At 74.0% G+C, this 22,753-nt stretch carries 22 protein-coding genes; 10 read left to right on the plus strand and 12 right to left on the minus strand.

Annotated elements, in window-relative coordinates; all coding sequences use genetic code 11:
* The first annotated feature begins 10 nt into the window (after positions 1–10).
* On the plus strand, positions 11–1,114 hold the full coding sequence (locus ACFY7C_RS04590) for a trypsin-like serine peptidase (RefSeq protein WP_389643632.1): 1,104 nt from the start codon (positions 11–13) through the stop codon (positions 1,112–1,114).
* Positions 1,115–1,124: 10 nt separating this feature from the next.
* Here the strand turns inward: ACFY7C_RS04590 and ACFY7C_RS04595 are convergent, their stop codons facing one another.
* A complete protein-coding gene (locus ACFY7C_RS04595) occupies positions 1,125–1,880 on the minus strand; it encodes an HAD family hydrolase (protein ID WP_389645962.1) in 756 nt (251 codons plus the stop codon).
* A 117-nt stretch (positions 1,881–1,997) separates the two neighbouring features.
* Here ACFY7C_RS04595 and ACFY7C_RS04600 point away from each other — a divergent pair, with 117 nt between their 5' ends.
* Positions 1,998–2,555 (plus strand): carboxymuconolactone decarboxylase family protein, encoded by a 558-nt coding sequence (locus tag ACFY7C_RS04600; protein WP_389643635.1) that lies wholly within the window; start codon positions 1,998–2,000, stop codon positions 2,553–2,555.
* 114 nt (positions 2,556–2,669) lie between these two features.
* On the opposite strand, the gene ACFY7C_RS04605 is transcribed toward ACFY7C_RS04600, so the two are convergent.
* The gene (locus tag ACFY7C_RS04605) at positions 2,670–3,944 is read right to left on the minus strand and encodes a GH25 family lysozyme (protein WP_389643638.1); all 1,275 of its coding nucleotides are present in this window, start codon (positions 3,942–3,944) and stop codon (positions 2,670–2,672) included.
* Between the two features lie 177 nt (positions 3,945–4,121).
* Between ACFY7C_RS04605 and ACFY7C_RS04610 the strand changes: the two genes are divergently transcribed.
* The 6 genes from ACFY7C_RS04610 (at position 4,122) to ACFY7C_RS04635 (ending at position 8,962) form a co-directional block, all read left to right on the plus strand.
* Positions 4,122–5,051: a DUF2690 domain-containing protein gene (locus ACFY7C_RS04610; RefSeq protein ID WP_389643641.1), complete on the plus strand. Its 930-nt coding sequence runs from the start codon at positions 4,122–4,124 to the stop codon at positions 5,049–5,051.
* 254 nt (positions 5,052–5,305) lie between these two features.
* On the plus strand, positions 5,306–6,343 hold the full coding sequence (locus tag ACFY7C_RS04615) for a peptidoglycan-binding protein (RefSeq protein WP_389643644.1): 1,038 nt from the start codon (positions 5,306–5,308) through the stop codon (positions 6,341–6,343).
* A gap of 143 nt (positions 6,344–6,486) precedes the next feature.
* Positions 6,487–6,948: a GreA/GreB family elongation factor gene (locus tag ACFY7C_RS04620; RefSeq protein WP_389643647.1), complete on the plus strand. Its 462-nt coding sequence runs from the start codon at positions 6,487–6,489 to the stop codon at positions 6,946–6,948.
* 100 nt (positions 6,949–7,048) lie between these two features.
* Positions 7,049–7,663, plus strand: a complete 615-nt coding sequence (locus ACFY7C_RS04625; protein ID WP_389643649.1) for a DNA polymerase ligase N-terminal domain-containing protein — start codon at positions 7,049–7,051, stop codon at positions 7,661–7,663.
* Complete coding sequence (gene ligD, locus ACFY7C_RS04630) at positions 7,660–8,583, plus strand: non-homologous end-joining DNA ligase (RefSeq protein ID WP_389643651.1); 924 nt, start codon at positions 7,660–7,662, stop codon at positions 8,581–8,583. Before ACFY7C_RS04625 ends, ligD begins: the two co-directional genes overlap by 4 nt.
* A 7-nt stretch (positions 8,584–8,590) precedes the next feature.
* Complete coding sequence (locus ACFY7C_RS04635) at positions 8,591–8,962, plus strand: hypothetical protein (RefSeq protein ID WP_389643653.1); 372 nt, start codon at positions 8,591–8,593, stop codon at positions 8,960–8,962.
* A gap of 98 nt (positions 8,963–9,060) precedes the next feature.
* On the opposite strand, the gene ACFY7C_RS04640 is transcribed toward ACFY7C_RS04635, so the two are convergent.
* From ACFY7C_RS04640 to ACFY7C_RS04680, 9 genes are all read right to left on the minus strand, one after another.
* Positions 9,061–9,945, minus strand: coding sequence for a geranyl diphosphate 2-C-methyltransferase (locus tag ACFY7C_RS04640; RefSeq protein WP_389643655.1), 885 nt, complete (start codon positions 9,943–9,945; stop codon positions 9,061–9,063).
* Between the two features lie 17 nt (positions 9,946–9,962).
* Positions 9,963–11,228 (minus strand): family 2 encapsulin nanocompartment cargo protein terpene cyclase, encoded by a 1,266-nt coding sequence (locus tag ACFY7C_RS04645; protein ID WP_389643657.1) that lies wholly within the window; start codon positions 11,226–11,228, stop codon positions 9,963–9,965.
* A 96-nt stretch (positions 11,229–11,324) separates the two neighbouring features.
* On the minus strand, positions 11,325–12,734 hold the full coding sequence (locus ACFY7C_RS04650; RefSeq protein ID WP_389643660.1) for a family 2B encapsulin nanocompartment shell protein: 1,410 nt from the start codon (positions 12,732–12,734) through the stop codon (positions 11,325–11,327).
* Between the two features lie 385 nt (positions 12,735–13,119).
* Positions 13,120–14,613 (minus strand): MFS transporter, encoded by a 1,494-nt coding sequence (locus ACFY7C_RS04655; RefSeq protein ID WP_389643663.1) that lies wholly within the window; start codon positions 14,611–14,613, stop codon positions 13,120–13,122.
* The gene (locus tag ACFY7C_RS04660) at positions 14,610–15,833 is read right to left on the minus strand and encodes an aromatic acid exporter family protein (RefSeq protein WP_389643666.1); all 1,224 of its coding nucleotides are present in this window, start codon (positions 15,831–15,833) and stop codon (positions 14,610–14,612) included. Before ACFY7C_RS04660 ends, ACFY7C_RS04655 begins: the two co-directional genes overlap by 4 nt.
* A 227-nt stretch (positions 15,834–16,060) precedes the next feature.
* The gene (locus ACFY7C_RS04665) at positions 16,061–16,840 is read right to left on the minus strand and encodes a hypothetical protein (RefSeq protein WP_389643669.1); all 780 of its coding nucleotides are present in this window, start codon (positions 16,838–16,840) and stop codon (positions 16,061–16,063) included.
* Positions 16,840–17,244, minus strand: a complete 405-nt coding sequence (locus ACFY7C_RS04670; RefSeq protein WP_389643671.1) for a hypothetical protein — start codon at positions 17,242–17,244, stop codon at positions 16,840–16,842. The genes ACFY7C_RS04665 and ACFY7C_RS04670 overlap by 1 nt, the downstream gene beginning before the upstream one ends.
* A gap of 42 nt (positions 17,245–17,286) precedes the next feature.
* A complete protein-coding gene (locus tag ACFY7C_RS04675) occupies positions 17,287–19,191 on the minus strand; it encodes a CHAT domain-containing protein (RefSeq protein ID WP_389645965.1) in 1,905 nt (634 codons plus the stop codon).
* On the minus strand, positions 19,167–20,471 hold the full coding sequence (locus ACFY7C_RS04680) for a hypothetical protein (RefSeq protein WP_389643674.1): 1,305 nt from the start codon (positions 20,469–20,471) through the stop codon (positions 19,167–19,169). The genes ACFY7C_RS04675 and ACFY7C_RS04680 overlap by 25 nt, the downstream gene beginning before the upstream one ends.
* 204 nt (positions 20,472–20,675) lie before the next feature.
* Here ACFY7C_RS04680 and ACFY7C_RS04685 point away from each other — a divergent pair, with 204 nt between their 5' ends.
* Together ACFY7C_RS04685 and ACFY7C_RS04690 are read left to right on the plus strand one after the other, a co-directional pair.
* Positions 20,676–20,864, plus strand: a complete 189-nt coding sequence (locus tag ACFY7C_RS04685; RefSeq protein ID WP_389643677.1) for a hypothetical protein — start codon at positions 20,676–20,678, stop codon at positions 20,862–20,864.
* A 96-nt stretch (positions 20,865–20,960) separates the two neighbouring features.
* Positions 20,961–21,677, plus strand: a complete 717-nt coding sequence (locus ACFY7C_RS04690) for a DUF2470 domain-containing protein (protein ID WP_389643680.1) — start codon at positions 20,961–20,963, stop codon at positions 21,675–21,677.
* A 6-nt stretch (positions 21,678–21,683) separates the two neighbouring features.
* Here the strand turns inward: ACFY7C_RS04690 and ACFY7C_RS04695 are convergent, their stop codons facing one another.
* Positions 21,684–22,724 carry a hypothetical protein gene (locus tag ACFY7C_RS04695; RefSeq protein ID WP_389643682.1) on the minus strand — a complete coding sequence of 347 codons (1,041 nt, stop codon included), beginning with the start codon at positions 22,722–22,724 and terminating at the stop codon, positions 21,684–21,686.
* Positions 22,725–22,753 lie beyond the last annotated feature (29 nt).

Consider the following 22,753-nt stretch of genomic DNA (forward strand, 5'->3'; position numbering starts at 1 on the left):
GTGACGGAGGATGCGGTACGGATCACGGAGCGGCTCGCACAGCGGGTCACCGGTCGCGACCGGACCCGAGCGGGTCTTCGGCGATCTGGGCGAGGTCGCCGCCCGGGTGCGGGCCCGGCTCGAACGGGAGCTGGAGGTCCAGGAGTCGGCTCAGGAGCTGCCGCCCGGCGCCGCCCCGGCCGCCGAGATCGGGCGCTTCGCACAGGAGGAGCGGGCCCGGGTCCTGGAGGCGGGCGTCTCCGGCATGGAGAAGCTGGCGCGCGGCCGGCCGGAGGATATCGACGAGGACGAGTACTTCGGCGTGGAGGCGATCGTCCTCCTGGAGGGCCGGCCCGCGATCCTGGTGCAGGGGCAGGACTTCGCCCCGCAGGAGGGCGACTGGTCGGTGCTCGACGCGGGCCGGGACGCGATCCGCGAGTCGATCGCCCGGGTGGGCCGGGTCGAGGTCACCGGCCACCCGAACCTCGACTGGATCGGCACCGCCTTCCTGGTGGGTCCGGACACGGTGATGACCAACCGGCACGTGGCCGTCGAGTTCAGCCGGGCCGCGGACGCCGGCTGGTCCTTCCAGCAGGGCATGACGGCCCGCGTCGACCCCGGTGAGGAGCTGGCCCCCCACTCCTCCCCCGGCCCGGTGCCGGCCGCCGGCCCCCTGCCGTACGAGATCACCGAGGTGATCGGCATCCACCCGGACGTCGACCTGGCCCTGCTGCGGATCGCCCCGCCCGACGGGGAACCGCTGCCCACCCCGCTCGCCGTCGCGGCCGACGCCCCGGCGGAGCTGTCCGGCCGGCCGGTGTACGTCGTCGGCTATCCGGCCTGGGACGGGCGCCGCAACGAGCCGGAGTCCATGCGGCGGATCTTCATGGACGTCTACAACGTGAAGCGCCTGCAGCCGGGCATGGCCACCGAGTTCGCGCCCGGCGGCCTGGTGATGCGGCACGACTGCTCCACCCTCGGCGGCAACAGCGGCTCCCCGGTCTTCGACCTCACCGACCACCGGGTCCTCGGCCTCCACTTCGGCGGGCGGTACCGCACCGGGAACGTGGCCGTGGCGCTGTGGGAACTGCTGGAGGACCCGCTGCTCGCGAAGGCGCAGGTCAACTGGGTGTGAGCGGGCGGGGTCAGGCGTCGCCGAGGAGTCCGTCTTCGGGGAGTCCGTTCCTGGGCCGCCCGTCGCCGAGGAGCCCGTCGCCGAGGAGCCCGAAGACGGGGAGCAGACCGTTCGGGCGCCGGTCGACGGGGAGCGGGTCGACGAAGTGGACCCGCGCGCCGAGGGCCTGCGCGCCGCCGTCGGCCCTGCGGTCGTCGCCGACCATCAGGGTCTCCGTCGGGTCGAGGCCGAGACCCTCGCAGGCGAAGCGGAAGATGTCCGGGTCCGGTTTCTGGACGCCCAGTTCGCAGGAGAGCGCGTAGACGTCGACCCACTCGTCGAGTCCGTGGGCGCGGAACACCGGCCGCAGGTCCCAGCCGACGTTGCTGACGACCGCGACCACGACACCGCCGCGGCTCAGTTCACCGAGGGTGCGGACGGCGTCGGGGTAGGGATGCCAGGCCTCGGGGGTCATGTGGCGCTCGTAGAGGGCCGTGGACAGCGCGGGGTCCGTCACGCCGGCCTCGCGCATGAGGGCCGTGTACACGGTGCGGTGCCGTTCGGCGTCGAGGTCCCGGTCGGCCCAGAGCTCCTTCAGGCGCCCGGGCAGCCGCTGGGGGTGGGAGCCGCCGGGCATCGCGCCGTGGAAGGCGAGGCGTTCCACGGCGCGGGCGAACTCCTCGCCGGCGAGCCGGATGCCGGTCTCGGCGAGTGCCGCGTCGAGCCAGTGGGCCACGGACTCGATGCGCAGCAGGGTCCCGGAGAAGTCGAACATGACGCCTTTGATCACCCTCCGATCGTACGAACGGCCGCCCGGGAACTCCAGGACCCTCGCCCGCGTTATACCCCCCACGGGTATAACGAAGGAGGCATGGTGCCAGAAGGCAAGGTGCGAGGAGGCAAGGTGCGACGGCTGACCGCGCTCGAACCGGAGCAGGCCGGCGGCAGGGCGCGCGAACTGCTCGCCGACATCGTGGAGCGGCACGGCTCGGCGGGCGAGATGGTGTCGACGATGGCCCACTCGGGCGCGCTCCTGGAGGGCTATCTCGGCCTGTCCCGTGCGATGAAGCGGGTGAGGATCCCGCGCGCCCTGAGCGAGAAGATCTCGCTGGCCGTGCAGGAGTGGATCGGCTGCGGCACCTGCCGCGAGGCCCACGTCGCCGCGGCCCGCGCCGCCGGCCTGTCCGCGTACGACATCGAGCTCGCCCGCCAGGGCACGTCGACGGACGCCCGCGAGGCGGCCCTCATCACGGTCGCCCTGCGCGTGCTCGCCGAACCGAGCGCGCTGGGCGACCAGGACGTTGCGGAGCTGCGCGCGCACGGCTGGAGCGACCGGATCATCGCCGAGGTGGTGGGCGTGGTGACGCTCAATCTGCTGACGGGCGCCTTCAACCTGCTGGCCGGGATCCAGCCGGAGGAGGAGAAGGAGGAGAAGAAGCAGGAGGCACCGGCGGAGGCATGAGCACGGCCGTCCGGGGGCGGGGAGGGGTGCCGGCGGCCTCCGGCGGTGGCCCGCCGGAGGCCTGGCCCCGCCCCCGTGCGCCGGCGCCGGGGGCGCGGTGGCGGACCGGGTCGGTCAGCGGCCGGAGCCGCCGCCCACCAGCGCGGACCAGGTCGCGGGGCCGGCGACGCCGTCCGCGGCCAGGCCCCTGGCCCGCTGGAAGTCGCGGAGCCTCGTCTCCGTACCGGCGCCGAACTCGCCGTCGGCGGCGACCGGCAGGCCGTTGTCCGTCAGCTGGCGCTGGAGGGCGGTGACGGCCCGCCCCTTCGCCCCGGGCCGGAGGGTGACCACGAGCCGGGTCCACGTGGCGGGTCCGACGACTCCGTCGGCGCTCACTCCCCGGGCCCGCTGGAAGGCCTCGACCTGGCGCCGCGTGTCCGTGCCGAACACTCCGTCCGCGGCCGTGGCGTATCCGTGGGCGCCCAGCAGCAGTTGGGCCGTGGTCACGTCGGCGCCACGCTGTCCCGACTTCAGCGTCGGCCAGGAGGCTTCGGGGCGCGGCGTCGGCGTGCCGCCGTCCGGACGGGCGAGGGCGCGCAGCCGGTCGAGTCCGCCCCGGTAGACGTTGCGGTCGGCGATGCCGGCGGTGCCGTCGCGCCCCGGCATGCCGGGCACCCGCTCGCTCTCGGTGTACTGCCAGAACGTCCACGCCCCGGCGCCCGGCACGTTCTGCGGCTCTTTCGCGCCACTTCCGTACCGGGCGAGCCACAGCGGGTACCCGCGGAAGACCTCGCCCTTGCCGCCCATGCAGTCGGTCACGAACGAGGCCCGGGTGTAGACGATCGGGGGCACCTCGAACTCCGCCCTCACCCGCTGGAGGAACGCCCTCAGCTGATCGGCGCGCAGGGCCTTCGGGCAGACCTCCTTCCCGTTCTTCCAGACGCTCTCCACGTCGAGGACCGGCGGCAGCTCGCCGGGCTTGGTCCCGGAGTAACCGGCGGCGCGGGCGGTGCGGACGAAGTGGTCGGCCTGCGCGGCACCGTCGCCGGTGTTCTTCGGGTCGAAGAAGTGGTACGGCGCCCTCATCAGGGTCGTGGCGGAGGCGGCCCGGTAGTCGCGGGCGAACCACGGGTCCCGGTACGAGGAGCCCTGGGTGGCCTTGAGGAACGCGAAGGCGTTGCCCTGCGCGACCCGCTTCCAGTCGATGGCCTCGCCGGTCGCGTCGTGGTTGTGGTGGCTGGTGTCGACGCCCTTCACGGGATACGAGCTCGGGGGCGCGGCGGCACTCGGCTGCGCGCCGGTCAGCGAGGCGCCGGCCAGGAGGGACGCGGTGGCGAGCACGGCGAGGGCCGCGGGGAGGCGTCGTCGCGGGGCGCGGGGGGTGCGGCGGGTGCGGGCGGAAACGGACACGGATATCTCCTTCGAAGAGGCGGTCGAACGACCGGGAGGAGGGGGTGGCTCAACAATGCGCCCACACGTCGAGCGGCTCCTAGACTTTCCGGCCGTCAGCTGATTCATGCACAGATCACCTCTGATGCACCGGTATTGACCTGGTGTCATGCGGAGGAAGTCAGGGAGAGCGCATCAATGGGCGTGGACGGCCACGAGCCCGCGACGGAGCCGAAGCAGCGACTCGCCCTGCTCCTGAGGAGCTGGTGGGAGCAGGACCCCGGCAGGGTCACCCAGGAGGCACTGGCCCGGCGGATCACGGACCGAGGCGTGCGGACGAGTCAGGAGATGCTGTCGCGCTACCTCCACCGGACCCGGCCCACCCTGGCCCGGCCCGATGTGGTCCGCGCGCTGCACGCCGTCCTCGGGCGGGCGCCGGAGGAACTGGAGACGGCGCTCGCCCTGCACGGCGAGGCGCTGGCGGCGTCGCGGACGCCGGCGGCGGCTCCGGAGACGCCGGTCACGCCCCTCGTCCTCGAGACGCCCGATCCGCCCGATCCGCCCGCCGGGCCTGAGGCGCCCGTTGCCGCAGAGGCACCCGCCGCGTCTGAGGCGCCCGCCGTACGGCGGGCGCGGCGGACCCGGATCGGGGTGGCCGCGGCCGTCGTCGTCGGCGTGTCCGTGCTCGCCGCCGTCGTCGTCCTCGACCGCGACGACCGCGGCGAGCAGGCGCGGCCGCCCGCCGGGCCCGAGGCGCCCGCGGGGTCCCTGTCCGCCACGCCGACCTCCACGGCGGAGTGCCGTGGCGCGTCCTGCTTCGGCATCGACCCGAAGTACTCCGTCTGCCGGGAGGACGCCGTCACCTCGTACACGGGCAGCGGACACGGCATCCGGGTGGAGCTGCGCTTCAGTCCGACGTGCCAGGCCGCCTGGGCCCGGATGAGCGGCACCTCGCAGGGCGACGTCGCCCGGGTCACCAACAACGCGGGCCGTTCGCGGCACTACACCCAGCAGTGGGGCCACGACGCCCACAGCACGATGGTCGAGGCGCTCAACCCGGACGACGCGAGGGCCTGCGCCCGTACGCCGCGCGGCGAGGTGTGCGCGACCGTGCCCGTGTCCTCCTGATCGCCGATGCCCGCCGAGGCCAGGACCCGTACATAAGCGCTGGTCAGAGGCGTGCATAGGGGCCGTGCATGGGATGCATCGGGGAGGCCGGGCGCTGTGCTGGCCGGGGCCGTGCAGAGTCGTGCAGAGTGAGGACACGGCCGCCGGAGCGGAACGCATCCCTTCTTCTCACGCCCTGTCAGGGCGTGGTTCCGCCTGCGTACGGCGCGCCGGTCCCACCCCTTTCGCGTCCTTTTCCGGACAAGGAGTCACGCATGTCCAGGTCCCTCACTCGTACGAGCCCCGCACGTCTGATCGCCTCCGTCGTCGCCCTTGCCGCCCTCACCGGCACGGGTCTCACTTCCGGCACGGCGGCCGGTGCCACCACCCCGGCCGCCGCCGTCTCCCCCGTCTCCGCCGTCTCCGCCGTGCGGGCGGCGGCCGTGTCCTGGCCGACGCTCAAGGCGGGCGCGCGGGGCGCGGAGGTCACCGCGCTCCAGCATCTGCTGGTCGCCCGGGGCCACTCGGTCGCCGTCGACGGGGCGTTCGGCCCGGCCACCGGCCGGGCCGTCACCGCCTTCCAGCGGGCCCAGCGGCTGGCCGCCGACGGCGTCGTCGGCACCGCCACCTGGAGCCGGCTGGTCCCGACCCTGCGGGAGGGCGCCCGCGGCCCGGCGGTGAAGGCCCTGCAGACGCTGCTGACGGCGCGCGGGCAGAAGGTGACGGTCGACGGCACCCTGTCGGCGGCCGTCGTAGCGAAGGTCAAGGCCTTCCAGAAGGGGCGGGGACTCGCCGCCGACGGGGTCGTCGGACCGCGCACCTGGTCGGCGCTCCTCCACGCCCGGCCGACCGCCCCGGCCGGTGACCGCGCCGCCCTCGCCCGGCGGATCCTGGGCACCGCCGGCATCTCCCTGGCCACCGTCCACCCGGGCGGGCGGCACGCCGGTTCGACGGCGAAGCAGAACGTCGTCGACACGTCCCAGGGCAAGGGGGCGCTCACCAGCCCGTGGAGCGACAAGCCGCACCGACGGGTGCCCCTCGACCCCCGGATGCTGAACGGGCTCCTCAAGCTGAGCACGCAGTACGGCTACCGGGTCTCGGTGTCCGAGCTCGTCGGCGGCGACCACAGCGCGAACTCCAAGCACTACGCAGGTCTGGCCGTCGACATCAGTCACATCGACGGCCGCCACGTCGGCGACGGAGCCCCGCACCGGGGCCTCATGGCGGCGTGCCGGAAGCTGGGCGCGTCGGAGGTGCTCGGCCCGGGCGACAAGGGCCACGGCCGTCACGTCCACTGCGCCTGGCCGCGCTGACGGGAAGCACGACGCGCGGGGCCCGGGGAGGCGCGTCCCCCCGGGCCCCGCGCCCGGGCCACGGTGATTTGCCGGGTCCTGCGGGCGATGCGCTAATGAAAGCCTCTGGTACTCCACGTGCCACCAGCGACAGGGGAGCAGGCATGACCGACGGTCCCGAGCCCATCAACGCCGACGCTCTCCGGGCGCTCCGGGAGGAGCTCGCCGAGCTGCGCGCCGAACGTGACGAGGCGGCCGCGACCCTGCGGGACGGGGAGCCGGTCGGCGACGAGGCCGACGCGGCCGACGAGTTGCAGCGGGTCTCGCAGGTCGCCCGGCTCGACCGGCGCATCGCCGAGATCGAGGAGCGCGTCCGCGCGGCGGGCACGGCGGGGGCGCCGCCCTCGGACGTGGTGGGGGTGGGCAGCACCGTCACGGTGCGGTTCGAGGACGGCGGTGAGTCGACCGTGCACGTCGGCGAGCTCGCCGACGCGGACGACCCGGCGCTGGTGACCTCCGACAGCCCGCTCGGCACGGCCCTGATGGGACGGCGCGCCGGGGACACGGTGACCTACCGGACGCCCGGCGGGCCGATGTCCGCGACCGTCGTCTCCCTCGGCTCCTGAGCCGGATTCCGTCCCGGGGCGTGGGGTAGACGCGGGAACGGACGGAACACAGCCGGCGCGGGCACGCGGCCACGCGCGCACGAGGCACGAGGAGGAGGCCGTGACTCCCAAGGGCGGACTGAGCGAGTACCACCGGCGCCGGGACTTCTCCCGGACCGCCGAACCGAGAGGCGAACGGCCGTCCGCCGCCCCGGGGGCGGCGCCGTCGTTCGTGGTGCAGATCCACGACGCGACCGCGATGCACTTCGACTTCCGGCTGGAGGTGGACGGGGTGCTGAAGTCCTGGGCCGTCCCCAAGGGGCCGTCCGCCGATCCGCAGGACAAGCGCCTCGCGATGCCGACCGAGGACCATCCGCTGGAGTACCGGGACTTCGAAGGGGTGATCGCGCCCGGCGAGTACGGCGCGGGCACGGTCATCGTCTGGGACGAGGGCACCTACCGGAACCTCTCCGAGGACCGCTCCGGCCGCGAGATCCCGTTCGCCGAGGCCCTCGACCGGGGGCACGCCTCCTTCTGGCTGGACGGGCGGAAGCTGCACGGCGGCTACGCGCTGACCCGCATCCGCGACGGCTCCGACGGGGACCGGGAGGCCTGGCTGCTGGTCAAGCGGGCGGACCGACGCGCCCACGAGGGCGACGGCGGCACCGATCCGCGCCGGGCCCGGTCGGCCCGCACCGGCCGCACCCTCGCCCAGGTGGCGGGGAGCGCCTCGTGACGGCGACGAAGGGCGGTGCGAGGGAGATCCGGGTCGGCCGGCGCACCGTGGAGGTGACCCGGCCGGACAAGGTGCTGTTCCCCGAGGACGGCCTGACCAAGGCCGGTCTCGCCGACTACTACCACCGGGTCGCCGACCGCATGGTGCCCCATCTGCGGGGCCGCCCGCTGATGCTGGAGCAGCATCCCGACGGCATCGACGACCCCGGGTTCATGCGGAAGGACGTCCCGGACCACTTCCCCGACTGGCTCGCCACGGCCGAGCTGCCCAAGGCGGACGGCACGGTCACCTACGCCCTGTGCGAGGACGCCGCCTCGCTGGTGTACCTGGCCGGCCAGGCGTGCGTCACGCCGCACCGCTGGCTCTCCCGCGCCGACCGGCCCGACCGTCCCGACCGGCTGGTCCTCGACCTCGATCCTCCGGGCGACGACTTCGACGCGGTGCGCCGGGCGGCGGGGCGGCTGCGCGCGCTGCTCGACGAGCTGGAACTGCCCTCGCTGCCGATGACGACGGGCTCGCGCGGCCTGCACGTGGTGGTGCCGCTGCTGCGCCGGGACACCTTCGACGACGTACGGGCCTTCGCCCGGGAGCTGGCGGAGGTGCTGGCCTGCCGGTATCCGGAGGAGCTGACGACGGCGGCGCGCAAACGCGACCGCGGCGGGCGGCTCTACCTGGACGTCCAGCGCAACGGTTACGGGCAGACCGCCGTCGCCCCCTACGCCGTCCGGGCCCGGCCCGGCGCGCCCGTCGCGGCGCCGCTGGCCTGGGACGAGCTGGACGACCCGAAGCTGACCGCACGGCGCTGGAGCGTGGCGGACGCCGGCGAGCTCGTGGACCGCGACCCGTGGCGGGACGCACCGCGCGGGCATTCCACGGCTGCGGCGCGGCGCCGGCTCGCCGCGCTGCGGGAGGGCGGGTGAGCACGGCATGGCACGTGTGACGGTGGACGGGGACCGGGTCGTCGTCCGGCTGGACCTGCGCGAGGTCTGGGCGGCGCGGCGCCGTACGATCCGGGTGCCCGTGGCGGCGCTGCGCGAGGTCGGTGTGGAGAGCAGCTGGTGGCGGCCGCTGCGCGGCGAGGCGGGCCGGGGACGGTGGATGCCCGGCCGGTGTGTGGGGACGCGGTACGGCCCGGCGGGCGAGGACTTCGTCGCGGTGCGGGCCGACGGCCGCCCGGTGCTGGTCCTGGACCTCGGCCGGGGCGCGCCCTTCGACCGGATCGCCGTCTCCGTACCGGACCCGGAGCGCACGGCTCGCGAACTGCGCGCCCTCCTGCCGGAGACGCCGCCGGAGAGCTGACCCGGGCGCGGGCCGCGGGGACTTCGGGTTTCGTGACGCACCGGGGCCGGGCCCGTCGGACGACGGACCCGGCCCCGCGGTTCACCGGTCCCGGCGGGTCAGACCCGGTCGGCCGCGATCAGGACGTACTGGAAGGAGCCGTCCTTGTACGACTCGATGAACGCCTCCTCGATGCCGGTGACCAGCGAGGACGTGGCCCGCAGCTCCCAGTACGGCAGGGTCTCCGGGGTCAGGTCGATCACCGCCTGCGGGACGAGGCGGTTGTCGGCCATGGCGCGCAGGTACTCGCGGCGGGAGTGGATGTTGCACTCGAAGTGGGCGTTGATCTGGGAGACCCACTTCGAGGGCTGGCCGTACTTCGGGTTCCAGCAGCCGGTGATGGTGACGTAACGGCCGCCGACGGCGAGGACCCGGGAGTGCTCGGCGAAGAGGTCGTGCAGGTCGACGTACATGCTGGACTCGTTGTTCCAGGAGCCGGCCATCTGCCCGGTCTCGAACGGGGTGTCGAGCATGTTGCACACGCGGGCGTGCACGTGGTCCTCGATGCCGATCTCCTGGGCCCGCCGGTTGGCGAAGTCGGCCTGCTTGGCGGACAGGGTGACGCCCTCCACCTTGCAGCCGAAGCGCTGGTGGGCCATGACCATCGAGCCGCCGCGGCCGCAGCCCGCGTCCATGAGCGTGTCGTCGCGCCCGATGGGGCCGAGGTGGTCGAGCAGGATCTCGGCCTGCGCCGACTCCAGGCGGTGGAGTTCGGCGATCAGCTTCTTCTCGTACTCGCTGTCCTCGGGGCTTCCCAGCGCGGCGTGGTCGATGTCGCCGACGCCGTAGTGGTGGTGGTAGAGCCCGTCGACATCGCCGAGGCGCAGGTTCACGGGCCTGGCCTCGTCGTTCCAGTAGCGGGCGATGTCCCCCTGGTAGGGCGTCGCGGGCGAGGGGACGAACGCGGAGGCGTTACCGGCGGTGGTGAACTCAGTGCTAGTCACAGATAAAAGTCCGTTTCTTACCAGAAGTCGGGCAGGCTGTATCGGTAGGTATTGGTCTGGTGCCAGTAGTGGTTGCCGTCGACCCACACGGCCACGCCCTTCAGGAAGCGCAGCACGGTCGGTACGGGGCAGGCGGCGGCCAGCTGGGCGGCCTCGGCCTCGAAGGCGCGCATGAGGTCGTTGTGGACCTCGACGGCCTTGAGATAGCCCTCCTTGTCGGAGAGGCCCTCCCGTTCGGCGATCACCACGGGCAGGTTGAGGTGCTTGCCGGGGCTCGCCAGCTCCTTGGTGTAGGAGTACAGGTCGTTGACGATGGTGGTCGCGTTCCCGGCGAGTGCGATGACCCGCTGCATGGCGGGCTGGGCGTGCAGGTCCGCCGGCAGTTCGTAGCCGCCGACGGTGTCGGTGATGGTCGGGCAGGGGCGGAAGTTGTTGAACTGGCGCATCGCCAGGTACTCCCACACCTCGGGTACGTGGTCAGACTCGGCCCAGGCGGCCTCGGCGAGGTAGCCCATGTGCAGCCGGGCCATGTCGTGCCGGTAGCGGTCGGCCTGGGAGGCGGTGGCCTGCTGGACGAAGTACGCCATGGCGGAGCGGTAGGCGCGGCGCGGGGCGTCCGAGCCGAGCGACTCCGTCCAGCCCGGCGCGTACTCCTGTGTCGTGTGCAGGGGGTCGAGGGCCGTGTGGGCGAGCAGGAGCCGGCTGCCGAGCCCGATCGGCGAGCCGCCGTGGTCCTCGCAGTAGCAGTCGTCGACGGCGTTCTCGGCCACCATCAGCCGGGTGGCGATCATCAGGTGGTCGACCGTCGGGGCGTCCGGGTGGCAGGCCACCATGTAGCGCCCGACGGAGAAGCCGTCGAACTGGCCCTCCCACTCGTCCGGGAACAGGTCGACCTCGTCGACCGCCCAGTCCTTGATGCGGCGGCTGACCTCCGCCACCCGTGCCGGATCGGGCTCCGGGACGGGGTGGTGGTAGAGGCCCGGGATCGGGATGCCCTCCGTGGGGGCGGCGGGCTCGGGCGGGGCCGGTGACTCCGGCCGCCGGGCCAGGGAGAGCGCCGCCGTCCCGAGCCCGCTGGGTCCGCGCAGGATCCGTTCGAGCTCGGGGTGGGGCGGTGCGGGTGCGCCGACGGGCGCGGCCGGCTCGGAGGGTGCGGCCGTCTCGACGGGCGGGAAGGGGAGGGAGGGAGGGCCGGGCAGCGGTGGCAGCGCGGGCGGGGCGGTCGGGAGGGACGAGGACGAGGGCGGGCTCGACTGCACAGGGGAAGGCCCGGGATCGGGCATCCGTGGCTCCTTGCTGGGATGGGTGGGCCGTCCCGGCCCGGGGAAGCCCGGCGCGGCCCTCGGACGGTTCCTCGACGGACGGGGTGAGACTGGCTGTTAGTCGCGCCTGCGGGCGATCTGGACGTTCTCCAGCACGCCGAGCGCGTCCGGGACCAGCACGGCGGCGGAGTAGTAGGTGGTGACGAGGTACGAGATGATCGCCTGCTCGCTGATGCCCATGAAGCGCACCGACAGGCCCGGCTCGTACTCCTCCGGCAGTCCGGTCTGGTGCAGTCCGATGACGCCCTGGTTGTCCTCGCCGGTACGCATGGCGATGATCGAGCTGGTCTGCTCCTTGCTGATGGGGATCTTGTTGCAGGGCAGGATCGGCACGCCGCGCCAGGCCGGCACCAGCTGGCCGCCGAGGTCGACGTGGTCGGGGTAGAGCCCGCGGGCGTTGAACTCGCGTCCGATGGCCGCGATCGTCTTGGGGTGGGCGAAGAAGAACTTGGTGCCGCGGCGGCGGCAGAGCAGTTCGTCGAGGTCGTCCGGGGTCGGCGGGCCCGAGTGGGTCTGGATCCGCTGCTTGAAGTCAGCGTTGTGGAGCAGGCCGAACTCGCGGTTGTTGACGAGCTCGTGCTCCTGGCGCTCGCGCAGCGCCTCGATGGTGAGCCGGAGCTGCTCCTCGGTCTGGTTGTGCGGACCGTTGTAGAGGTCGGCGACCCGGGTGTGGACCTTGAGGACGGTCTGGGCGACGGAGAGCTCGTACTCGCGCGGCTTGAGCTCGTAGTCGACGAAGGCGCCGGGGAGTTCGACCTCGCCGACGTGGCCGGCGGACATGGCGATCTCGGCCTCGCCGTGACGGTTCTGCCGCTGCTGGGGCAGGGAGCTGAACTCCCGGATGTGCTCCTCCAGGCTCGGCGCCTGGGACATCACGGAGGCGAAGTCGGAGCGGGAGAGGGTGAGCAGGGTGCCGGGGGTCTCGGCGGTGGCGGTGTAGTCCCACCTGGCGTCGGCGTCCAGGAGGGCGTTCTCGCCGAAGCGGTCGCCGTCGGCGAGGACGGCGACGGAGACCTCGTCGCCGTACTTGCCGACGGAGGTCTGGTTGACCCGGCCGTGGGCGATGAGGTGGATCTGCTCGGCGGGCGCGCCGCGCTCGACGATGACCTCGCCGGCGCGGAAGTCGCGCTGGGCGCAGCGGCCGGCCAGGGCGGTCAGCACCTCCTCGTCGTCGAAGCCGCGCAGCAGGGCGAGTTCGCCGAGCTCGCGGGGGATCACGCGGACGGAGGCGCCGTCCTGGACGAACTCGATGACCCCGTCGCCGACGGTGTAGGTGAGCCGGCGGTTCACCCGGTAGGCGCCGCCCTTGGTCTCCACCCAGGGGAGGGTGCGCAGCAGCCACCGTGAGGTGATCTCCTGCATCTGCGGGGCGGACTTGGTGGTGGTGGCGAGGTTGCGGGCGGCCGCGGTGCTCAGGCTCTGCCGCGGCGGCTCCAGCTGAGTCTCCGGACCCGTCTCAACGGTCATGGAGGAGCGCTCCTTAAAAAGAGGGAAAGGGGATAACCCGACGCAATCACCGGGAACCGGGAATCCGGGCCAGATCGGCCAGATCCTGGGGAACAGTAACGCTCCGTGCGCACCGATCGCCTCATGGGACCGGGAGCATTACCTCGATGCGGTGATCTCGTTCGACGCGGGGTTTAACCGGGCGACCGATGACATTCGAGCCAGTCGGCGCAGGGCTTCCGGACCCCTCTCCCCCACCCTTCCCGGGCGCCCAAGTCGCCCTGTTCGTCCCCTTGGTGAGCCTTCGGCGGTGCGTCGCCCCAGGAGGCGGGGCGACGCACCGCGACGGTGCCGCGGCGGCGGAAACGCCGATGCCGTCCTGCCGCAGTGACGTTTCAGGCCACCGTCACGACCGGACGCCCTCGGTGGACGGCTTCGCCGTCGAGAGGGGCTCGGCGATGTCCTCCAGCGAGCGGCGTTCGGCGTTCACCGCCAGGAACACCGCCACGAGACCGGCGGCGCACATGAGTGTCGCGCCGATCTGGAAGGCGAGCACCGTGTCGGCGACCACGCCCGACTCGGTGAGGCCGGCGAAGATCAGCGGGCCGCTGATACCGCCGGCCGCGGTGCCCAGGGCGTAGAAGAAGGCGATGGCCATCGCCCTGGTCTCCATCGGGAAGACCTCGGAGACCGTCAGATAGGCGCTGGAGGCGCCCGTCGACGCGAAGAAGAGCACCACGCACCAGCAGGCGGTCAGCGTCGACGCCGTCAGCGAGCCACGGCCGAAGAGCCAGGCCGTCGCGAACAGCAGCAGGCCGGAGAGCAGATAGGTGGAGGAGATCATGACGCGTCGGCCGACGGTGTCGAAGAGCCTGCCGAGCAGCAGCGGGCCGACGAAGTTGCCGGCGGCGATGACGGCGAAGTAGTAGCCCGTGTGGCCGGTCGGCACGTCGTAGAAGGTGGTGAGGATGGCGCCGAAGCCGAAGGTGATCGCGTTGTACAGGAAGGCCTGGCCGATGAAGAGCGACAGGCCGAGGACCGCACGGCGCGGGTAGCGGGCGAAGACGGTCCGCGCGATCTCGCCGAAGCCGACGCTCCGGCGCTGGTGGATCGTGATCTCACGGTCCGGCGGCGGGAGCGGTGCGCCCTTCTCCCGCTCGATCTCCTGCTCGACGGACGCGACCAGGTCCTCGGCCTCCTCGCCGCGGCCGTGGATGAACTGCCAGCGTGGGCTCTCCGGCACGTGCCGGCGGACGAGCAGGATGACCAGGCCGAGGACGACGCCGAGGGCGAAGCTGAGCCGCCAGCCCATGTCCGCGGGGAAGATGTCGGTGTCCAGCATGACGATGGACAGCAGGGCGCCGCCGATGGCGCCCAGCCAGTAGCTGCCGTTGATGATCAGGTCGACCCGGCCCCGGTAGAGGGACGGGATCAGCTCGTCGATCGCGGAGTTGATGGCCGCGTACTCACCGCCGATGCCGAAGCCGGTGAGGAAGCGGAAGAGGAAGAACCACCAGGCCTCGGTGGACAGCGCGGTCAGCGCGGTCGCGGCCAGATAGACGGCCAGGGTCACCATGAAGAGCCGTCTGCGGCCGTAGCGGTCGGTCAGCCAGCCGAAGAACAGCGCCCCGGAGCAGGCCCCGGCCACGTACAGGGCGGCGGCGACGCCGGTGATCTGGGCGGAGGTGATGGCGAGTCCGCTGCCGTCCTCGGCGATGCGGCCGGCGACGTTGCCGACGATGGTGACTTCGAGGCCGTCGAGGATCCAGACGGTGCCGAGACCGATGACGATCATCCAGTGCCAGCGGGACCAGGGCAGCCGGTCCAGGCGCGCCGGTACGGCGGTGGTGACCGTGCCCGTCCCGGCGGGCACGGAGTCGGGTGACGAGTGGGCCGTCATGTCTTCCTCTCCCCTTCCGTGTGGGTTCTCCTCGTCAGCCGCCGCCGCGCGCGCCGTTCCCGGCGTTCGCGCCCCTGCCGGTCCAGCTCCTCCATGAGGCGCCGCCCCCGGTGCTCGGGGTCGAGTTCGTCGAGGACGCGGTCGACCTCGGCGAGCATCGCTCCGTAGAGCTGCCAGCGGGCGGGCTCCTTCAGGGCGAGGGCGAGCAACAGGTCGGCCGTGCGGTCGCGGCAGACCCGGGCCGCCCGCAGCTCGCCGGCGAGCCGTGTCTCGGCCGCCTCGGCCGCCTCGCTGCCGGACACGGTGACGAGGACGGCGAAGCTGACGAAGGCGTCGGCGGTGTGCTGCGCGGTCTCCTGGAGGGCGAGGGCGGTGGGACGGGGCAGCAGGTCCCGGCCGGCGCGCTCCTTCGCCAGGTCGGTGATGGTGCGGGTCAGGACGCGCAGCACGACGGCGCAGATCTCCAGGGTGTCGAGGCCGGTGCGCAGCACGATGCGGTGCAGCAGACCCTCCTTGACCCGCGGGTTGAACCGGAGGCTGTCCTCGGCCGTGCGCAGGGCGCCGTCGACGTCGGCGACGTCGTTGTCGAGGCGGCGCGCCTCGTGCAGCCGCGCCGCGGCCCGTTCGTACGGGGGCGCGCCGGTGAACTCCTCGGCCACGTCGAGCAGCAGTCTGCGCATCCGCCGGGCGAGGTCCTCGATGGACTCCCCGGCCGTGTCCACCCACACGGGCGGCGCGAGGACCAGGTTGAAGAGCATCCCGACGACGGCGCCGATGAGGGTCTCCAGGACCCGGTCCCAGGCGGTGTGGGCCACCTGGGTGACGCCGAGGACGAGCATCGCGCTGATCGCGACCTCGGGGATGAACTCCTCCACCTTCACCAGTCGGCCCACGAGGAGCGAGGCGAGGATGATGAGGGCGAGGCTCCACCAGGAGAGGCCGACGAGCACGCTGAACGCGATGGCGATGAGCACGCCCACGACGACGGAGTTGACCCGGCGCAGGCTCGTGGTGAGCGTCGAGTAGAGGGTGACCTGGACGACGAGCAGTGCGGTGAGCGGGGCGGTCAGCGGTGCCGGCTCGCTGCTGAGCCAGAGCGCGACGACGTACGACAGGGTCGCCGCGGCCGTGGACCGTACCGTCTGCACGACGAACGGATCGCGCCGCAGCCGTCTCACGAGCTCGGTGTCCCGGGCGCTCCGCCCGGTGCCCTGCGTCACGTGCTCCCTCCCTTCGCCGAACGGTGTCCCGCTCCGCCCGAGCGTGCCATCCCGTCCCCGTCGACGCTCCTCCGGCGCACCCGGCCGGCGGCCGTGTGCCCTCCGAACGGGGAGGGCACGTGACGCGCCTGCCCCGCCCGGCGGAAACCACGCCCGGAGGCGGGGGTGCGGGCAGGGTGCGGGGAGGCCCTTCGGCGTTCGCGGGAGGGGCGGAGGAGCCGGCGGCCTCAGCGGCCCTTGTGGAGGAGCTCGTTGATGAGCGCACCGTCCGCGGGCAGGACCCGGCCGTGCCGCAGCGGCACGCCGAGCGCCTCGGCCAGGCCGTTCAGGCCGGTGTCCACGGTCGACTCCACGGCCACGGCGAAGCCGGTGACGGCGGCGCGGCCCTCGCGTACGCCCGTCAGGGCGAGGCCGGCCGCGACGAGGAGGGCCGGCCACCACAGGGAGACGGCCGCGAGCAGGGCGTAGGGCACGGCCCACGCGGTGCGCAGGGCCGCCGCCGCGTAGCGGTCCCAGGCGGCGTTCACGTCCTGCCGTGCGCCCTCCGGCGCCAGCTGCCACACGCGGGGCCACACCAGGGACATGTGGACGCCGTGCTGGACGCGGATCCGCTCCTCGACCGCGCCGAGCCGGCCGCCGATCCGGGTGGCCCGGGCCGGCACGTCGGTGCCGCGGCCGCGCAGCCGGGCGGCGAGGCGGCGCAGCCGGAGCGATCGCCCGGCCCACAGGCGGCCGATCCCGGACGCCAGCCAGTCCGCGCACAGCGCCGAGCCGGCCACCGCGAGGAACACGGTCACCAGGGCGGCCGCCTTGCCCGAGGGCGAGGCGTACCGCCCGGTGCGCAGGCGTTCCAGCCACTCGATCGTCGCCGTGACGTCCACGGGCCCCGAGCGGCCGGGGGTCAGGGCCACGCAGCAGACCACGACGAACAGCAGGCCGGGCAGCACGATCCGGGTGAGCCAGCGTTCGGTGACCTTCTTGCCGACCTCCGAGAGGAATCCGTCCATCAGGCCGGGCTCCCGTCGGCGGGCGTCGCGGCCGGCTTCAGCGGCACGCCGTCCGGGTCCCCGGGGTCCAGGTAGCACAGCGGCCAGCCGCCGGACGCGTCGCGGGAGCGGCGCGCGGTGCAGCGGCCGGTGCTGCGGGGGCACCGGAAGACGCTGCTGACCTCGGTCTCCTCGCTCCACAGTCCGGCCGTGCCCACGCCGTCCTTGCGCCGTTCGCCGAGCACCAGGGCCGGGTCGTGGCCGAGCCGCCGCAGCGCCTCCAGGGCGCTGCCGCCCTCCCGTACCTCGTCCAGGACGTCGTCGAAGTCGTCGAGGGCACCGTCCTCCTCGAAGTCGGCGCGGACCTCGGTGTAGTGGTCGCACAGCCAGGTGCGGGCACGTTTCTCCAGGGCGCGGTCGGTCATCTTCTCCTCTTCTGCGGTGGTGGCTTTCCCAGGTGGTCGCCGTCAGGCGCCGATGTGGATGTAGGGCATCCAGATCTTCGGCTGGTGGGGGTGGGCGGCGCGCAGTCCGGCGAGGGCGGCGTGCAGCGCGCGGGGCGCCCGGGAGGCGTCCAGCTCGCCGTCGTCCCGCAGGAGGCGCCGGTAGACGGCGTCGGTCACCGCCGGCGCACTGGCGTCCTGTACGGGGTAGAGGCTGGCCAGCACGTGCCGGAAGCCGCCGAAGTGCAGCACCGCGGCGGGGTGGGTGGCCTCGTCCAGGACGTCGGGGTCGGGTACGGCGGTGTCGCAGGCCGACAGGAAGGCGAACTCCGCCTCCCCGGCGGGGATCCGGGAGAGCTGGAGCGGGGTGAGGATCTCGCCGCCGGCGAGCCGCAGTCCCTCGCGGGCGATGCCGTGGCAGACGGCGTGCAGGCGGGTGTGGCCGGGCAGCAGGCGGGTGACGGCGTCGACGGTGGCGTGGGCGTCGTGCAGCCGGAGCAGCGCCGGCATGTGGCGGGCGACGACCTCGGCCTCGGCGGCGACCTCCGGCAGGTCCGGTTCCGGGACGGTCACCAGGAGCAGTCCGCCGGGGCGGCGGGGGCCGGCCACGGGCCTGCGGGCATGGAGCAGCGAGGTGAGCGTGGGGGCGTACGAGGGCACGACGCGGCCGGGGACCGAGTCCCGCGCGCTCCCGCGCCGGGCGGCGGCCGCGTGCAGCGGCAGATAGGTGGCCAGGCCGGTGGGGCACCACCAGAGCCGAGGCAACTCGCCTTCGGTCACGTCGAGTTCGGGGAGGGCGTCGAGGACGGGGCGGGCGACGTGGTCCCACAGCCAGTCGAGCATCCGGGTGGACACCTGGGTCCGGCGCATCTCGGCACGGATGACGAGCGCCTCGGCCGCCTCGACGGCGTCCGGGTCGGGGTCGGGGTCGGGACGGGTGTCCGAGGCGGGGACGGAGGCGGAGGCGGAGGCGGAGGCGGAGGCGGAGGCGGAGGCGGAGGCGGAGGCGGAGGCGAGGGCGAGGGCAGGATCGGGGGCGAGGTCACTGTCGGACCGGGTGCGGCGCCGGGCCTCCCGCAGCGCCGCGTGGGCCCTGACGAGCCGCTCGTCGGCCGCGGCCGTGCGGTCCAGGGCCTCCTGGACGTCGGCGTGGGTGAGGGGGGCCAGCGGCACGACGGCCGGGGGTCCTTCCGCGCGGACGACCAGGGCATGACAGCCCAGTGTGCTGATGTTCACGATCACGACGGGGCCTTCGGCGCCGGCCGCGCGCAGCGTCGGGTAGTCCGGGATCCGCAGCAGTCCTGCCTGCCGGGTCCGCCTGTCCCATTCGCGGGCGAGGGCGGTGCGCCGTTCGGCGATCTCCGCGATCTCCTCGCCGCCGGCCGGGAGCGGGGTGTCCAACTCCGCGCGGATCGCGTCGAGTCGCGCGGCCGTCTCCGGGTCGACGGCCCGCAGCCGGTTCAGTTCGGCGGTCCGCAGGTCGAGCATCTGCGACCACATCACGGTCCTGCCGCGTTCGAGGAGTTCGACGGCCTGCTCGGGCCGGCCCGCGCCGACGGCGGCGGCCGCGGCGTCCACGGCGAGCCCGTTCAGGTCGGCGAGGAAGGTGCGTTGATCGCGGGGGTCGACGCCGCGCCACACGACCAGCGGCAGCAGTTCGACGGCGAGCGCGAACCCGTCCGCGCCGGAGGCCCACAACCGGTCCTCCGCGTCGCCCGGGTCCTCCGCCGCGATCGCGCCGCCGGCGAGCTCGGCGGCGGTGCCGGCCGCCAGAACGCCCCACAGGTAGGCCGCGTGGAGCCGCAGCTGGGCGGGCATCGCCGCGTTCTCGGCCGCCGTGCGGAAGGCCTGGACGCAACTCTCCCACAGGGCCGGCACCGGCGCGGGGTCCTCCGCGACCTGCTTCAGCAGGGCCATGCCCAGGAGCATGCGGCATTCGCCGTCGGCCCCGCCGCCCGGCAGCGCGGCCTCGGCCAGGTCCCGGGCCAGGTCCACCGCCTCGGCCACCGCCGCGGTCCGCACCTCCGGCCCGAGCTCCTCGGGCACTTCGAGGAGTGCGGCGGAGAGCTGGTAGCGACAGGTGCGCCCACCGGTCGGGGCCTCCAGCGCGATTCCCTCGCGCAGGGCCGCCACGGCGGCCTCCCATGCCGCCGGGCCGCCGACCCCCTCCCTACGCCACGGATGTGCTGCATCCCGACGATCCGCAGCGCCTCCACGCTCGGCTTCCTGCCCAACGGGCGCGCTCGCGCGGCGCGTTCGGCGAGCGCGACGGCCTCGCGGAGGTCCTGCTCGTCTCCGGTCAGGTCGAACCGCGCGCCCAACGCCTCGCTGAGCTGGAGGAGATACGGGCGTATGTCCACGCCCTTCGTCCAGCGCGGGGCGGCGAGGACCTCGCGGCGGATGCGGATGGCCTCGTGGAGCGCGGCGGAGCTGAGCGTGTCCAGGTGCCGCTGCCACAGCGCGTCGCCGAGGGTGTCCCGCAGCATCAGGAGGAACTGTCGCGAACTGCGCCCCGGCAGCGCCTGGATGCCGACCACGGCCTGCCGGGCCGACGCGAGGAGGGCGTCCAGCGCCTCCGGCTCCTCTGTGGCCTCCAGGCGGTTGAGCAGGGCCAGGCTGTCGAGGGAGGCGACGACGGCCTCGTTGTACGCGGTGACGCTGGGCAGCCGTCGGGGCCCGCGCAGCGGGGCGGTGACCAGCCGGAGGGTCTCCATGTCGCCCGAGCGGATGGCCTTGCCCGCCGCCAGGCCGAGATAGGCGCGCAGCAGCAGCTGCGGTCCCTCGTAGTGGACGATGGGCGACCAGACGAGGACGGGCGCGGCCATCGCGAGCATCAGCAGCCAGAGTTCGCGCACCGGGTACGAGGTCCCCGTCCACCAGTTCCGCGGGCTGTCGACGAGGTCGAAGCCGGGGCCGAACACGCTCTCGCGCACCGCCAGGGCCGTGAAGGCGAGGAACGCGAACAGGGCGGCGTGACCGAGCGGGAGCAGCACGCGCAGCAGCCGCGGGGTGCAGCGCCACGCCTCGCCGATCAGCGGCTCGTGCGCGGCGCGCAGGAGCACCCCGGCCACCAGCGGCCCGAAGAGGGTCATCGACGCCACCTGGAACGGCGTCATGTCGGCGGGCGGGCCCTCCAGATAGACGTCCAGGGCCCGTGCGCCCGGCAGCACGGCGTAGACCGCCGCCAGGATCCATAAACCGATGCGCATGCGCGCCAGTGTCCCAGGACGCCCCTTCCCGTGATCATGCACCCCCGGCCGACGGCGAAGCCCTTCGAGCGTTCGCGAGACGGGTCGGCCGCTCGGCGACCGTCGGTCCACGTGTCATGGTGGCCACCGCGTGGGTGGATCGACGGGAGTCACAGCAGCAGCTCTACGCGACCGCCCGTGCCGAGCGGTTCCAGGTCGTCGCCGATGCGGTGGCGCACGTCTGCGCCGGGCTCCGCCGGCCGGTGGCGGGCGCGGCGCACCCACGGCTCCGGCGGTGACAACGGCCTCGGCGCGCGGGAGCACGCGGAGTTGCCGGGCGCGGCGGGCTTCGAGGCGGTGGGCACGGTCTGGCAGTACGGCCACAGCGTGGTGATGGCGGCCGTACGGGCGTGACGAGGGGCGCGGACGGACGGGGCTGGTCCGTCGAGTCGAGTTAGGTTAGCCTTACCTCACTTTGATCCCGGTCCCACCGTCCCGCGAGGAGTCACCTTGAGCGCCGCCCACGACACCGCCCCGGCCGAGCAGACCCCGGCGGAGCACGTCCGCTCCGTGCTGGCCCGGGCGATCTCCCTGTCGCTCACCCTGGACGGCCAGGAGCTCGACCTCATCGGCGCGCACTCCGTGGACACCGAAGGGCGCGTCACCCTCCACCCCTGGACGGACGGTCCCCTGGCCGCCCTCGCCACCGCGCCGCGCGACGGCCTCGCCGCCCGACTGGAGTTCACCGACATCGCACCGACCGCGCTGCGCGACCGCGTACGGTCCCGGGTGACGCTCTCCGGCCGGCTCGTGCCCACCCCGAGCGAGGGCGGCGGCGCGCTGCGGCTCGACCCGGCGCGGGTGACCCTGCGCACGGCGACCGGGGTCCACGAGGTCGACCCCGAGGCGTTCGCCCTCGCCGGACCCGACCCGCTCGCCGTCGAGGAGGCGGCGATGCTCACCCATCTGGCCGACGCCCACGAGGACATGGTGGCGGACCTGGTCGTCCTCGCCGGGTCCCGCCTGCCGCACGGCGTGGTGCGCGCCATGCCGTTCGCCGTGGACCGGCACGGCATCACCCTGCGCTGCGAGTACCTCGAAGGCCACTGCGATCTGCGCCTGTTGTTCCCCGCCACGGCCCGCGACGCCGCCGAGGCCGGAGAGCAGGTCCGGCGGCTCCTCACCACACCCCGCTGCGCGCACCACCACCACTCCGCCCGCCCCTGAGCAACGTCAGCAGAGGGCGTCCCAGCGACGGAGAGCCCGCAGGGCGGCGCTGCGCGACGGGGATCCGGCGGGGGCCGGGGTGAGCAGGTAGTCGGCGACGGGGGTGAGGAGGAGGGGCGTTTCCGGGGTCGGGGTGAGGAGGCGGGCCTCGTTCCAGCTGTGCCGGATGACGGTGCGGCGGAGCAGGGTGCCGTGGCGGGTGGGGCGGCGTGCGGCGCCGGCCGCCGCCGCGGTCTCCGCGCGACGGCGGCGCTCGGGGGCGAGCTCGCGGGTGAGCGCGGCGCGCACGGCGGCGAGCGGGCCGAGCGGAAGGTGGTCGGCCGCGCGGTCGAGGAGCGTCGCGGCCTCGGGAGCCAGGCGGTAGGCGGCGAGGACGGCGGCGGTCTCGGCGGGCTCGAAGGGCCGGCCGGTGAGTCCGGCGACGTCGAGCAGGGTGACGGGCCCCGGGGGGAGGCCGGGCCGGTGCAGCCGGGACTCGGCGAGCGTGATGAGGCACTCGACGGGTTCGTCGGCGACCAGGTACGGCCGCACGGGAACGGTCGAGCCGTCGCCGGGCAGGGCGGCCGTGGTGACGTGCACGCGGTACCAGGGGTCGGCCAGCGGGTCCTCGGCGGGCCAGTGGACCGTGACGGCGGTGTGGTGGGGGCGCTCGCCGAGCAGCGAGACGTCGATGTGCTCCACCGGGTGGTCGGTGACCACCCGGATGACGGCCTGCCAGAGGGCTGCCTCGTCCGGGGCGACGAGTTCGAGGGCGTCCAGCGGCCGGAGCAGCCCGGCCGGGTAGTAACCGGCGAGCGGGAGGCCGCGGATGGCGCGGACCCCGGTGGCCCGGTTCAGGCCGGACGCCAGCCGGGCGTAGTGTGCGGCGCGGTCGCGGGCGCGGCGGAGTTCGGCCCGCGCGGGCTCGCCCATCCGGACGCCCTCGCGGGCCAGCGCGGAGAGCACCAGGTGGGGCAGGTGGCGACAGGACCGGGCACGGTGGAGCAGTTCTGCGGGCCCCTCGGCCGGGTCGGTGTCGAGCAGCCGGTACAGCAGTGAGGTGTTCACGGACGTCCGCCTCCGAAGGTAGGTCAGGG

The organism is Streptomyces sp. NPDC012769, assembly GCF_042901205.1.
GTDB lineage: Bacteria > Actinomycetota > Actinomycetes > Streptomycetales > Streptomycetaceae > Streptomyces.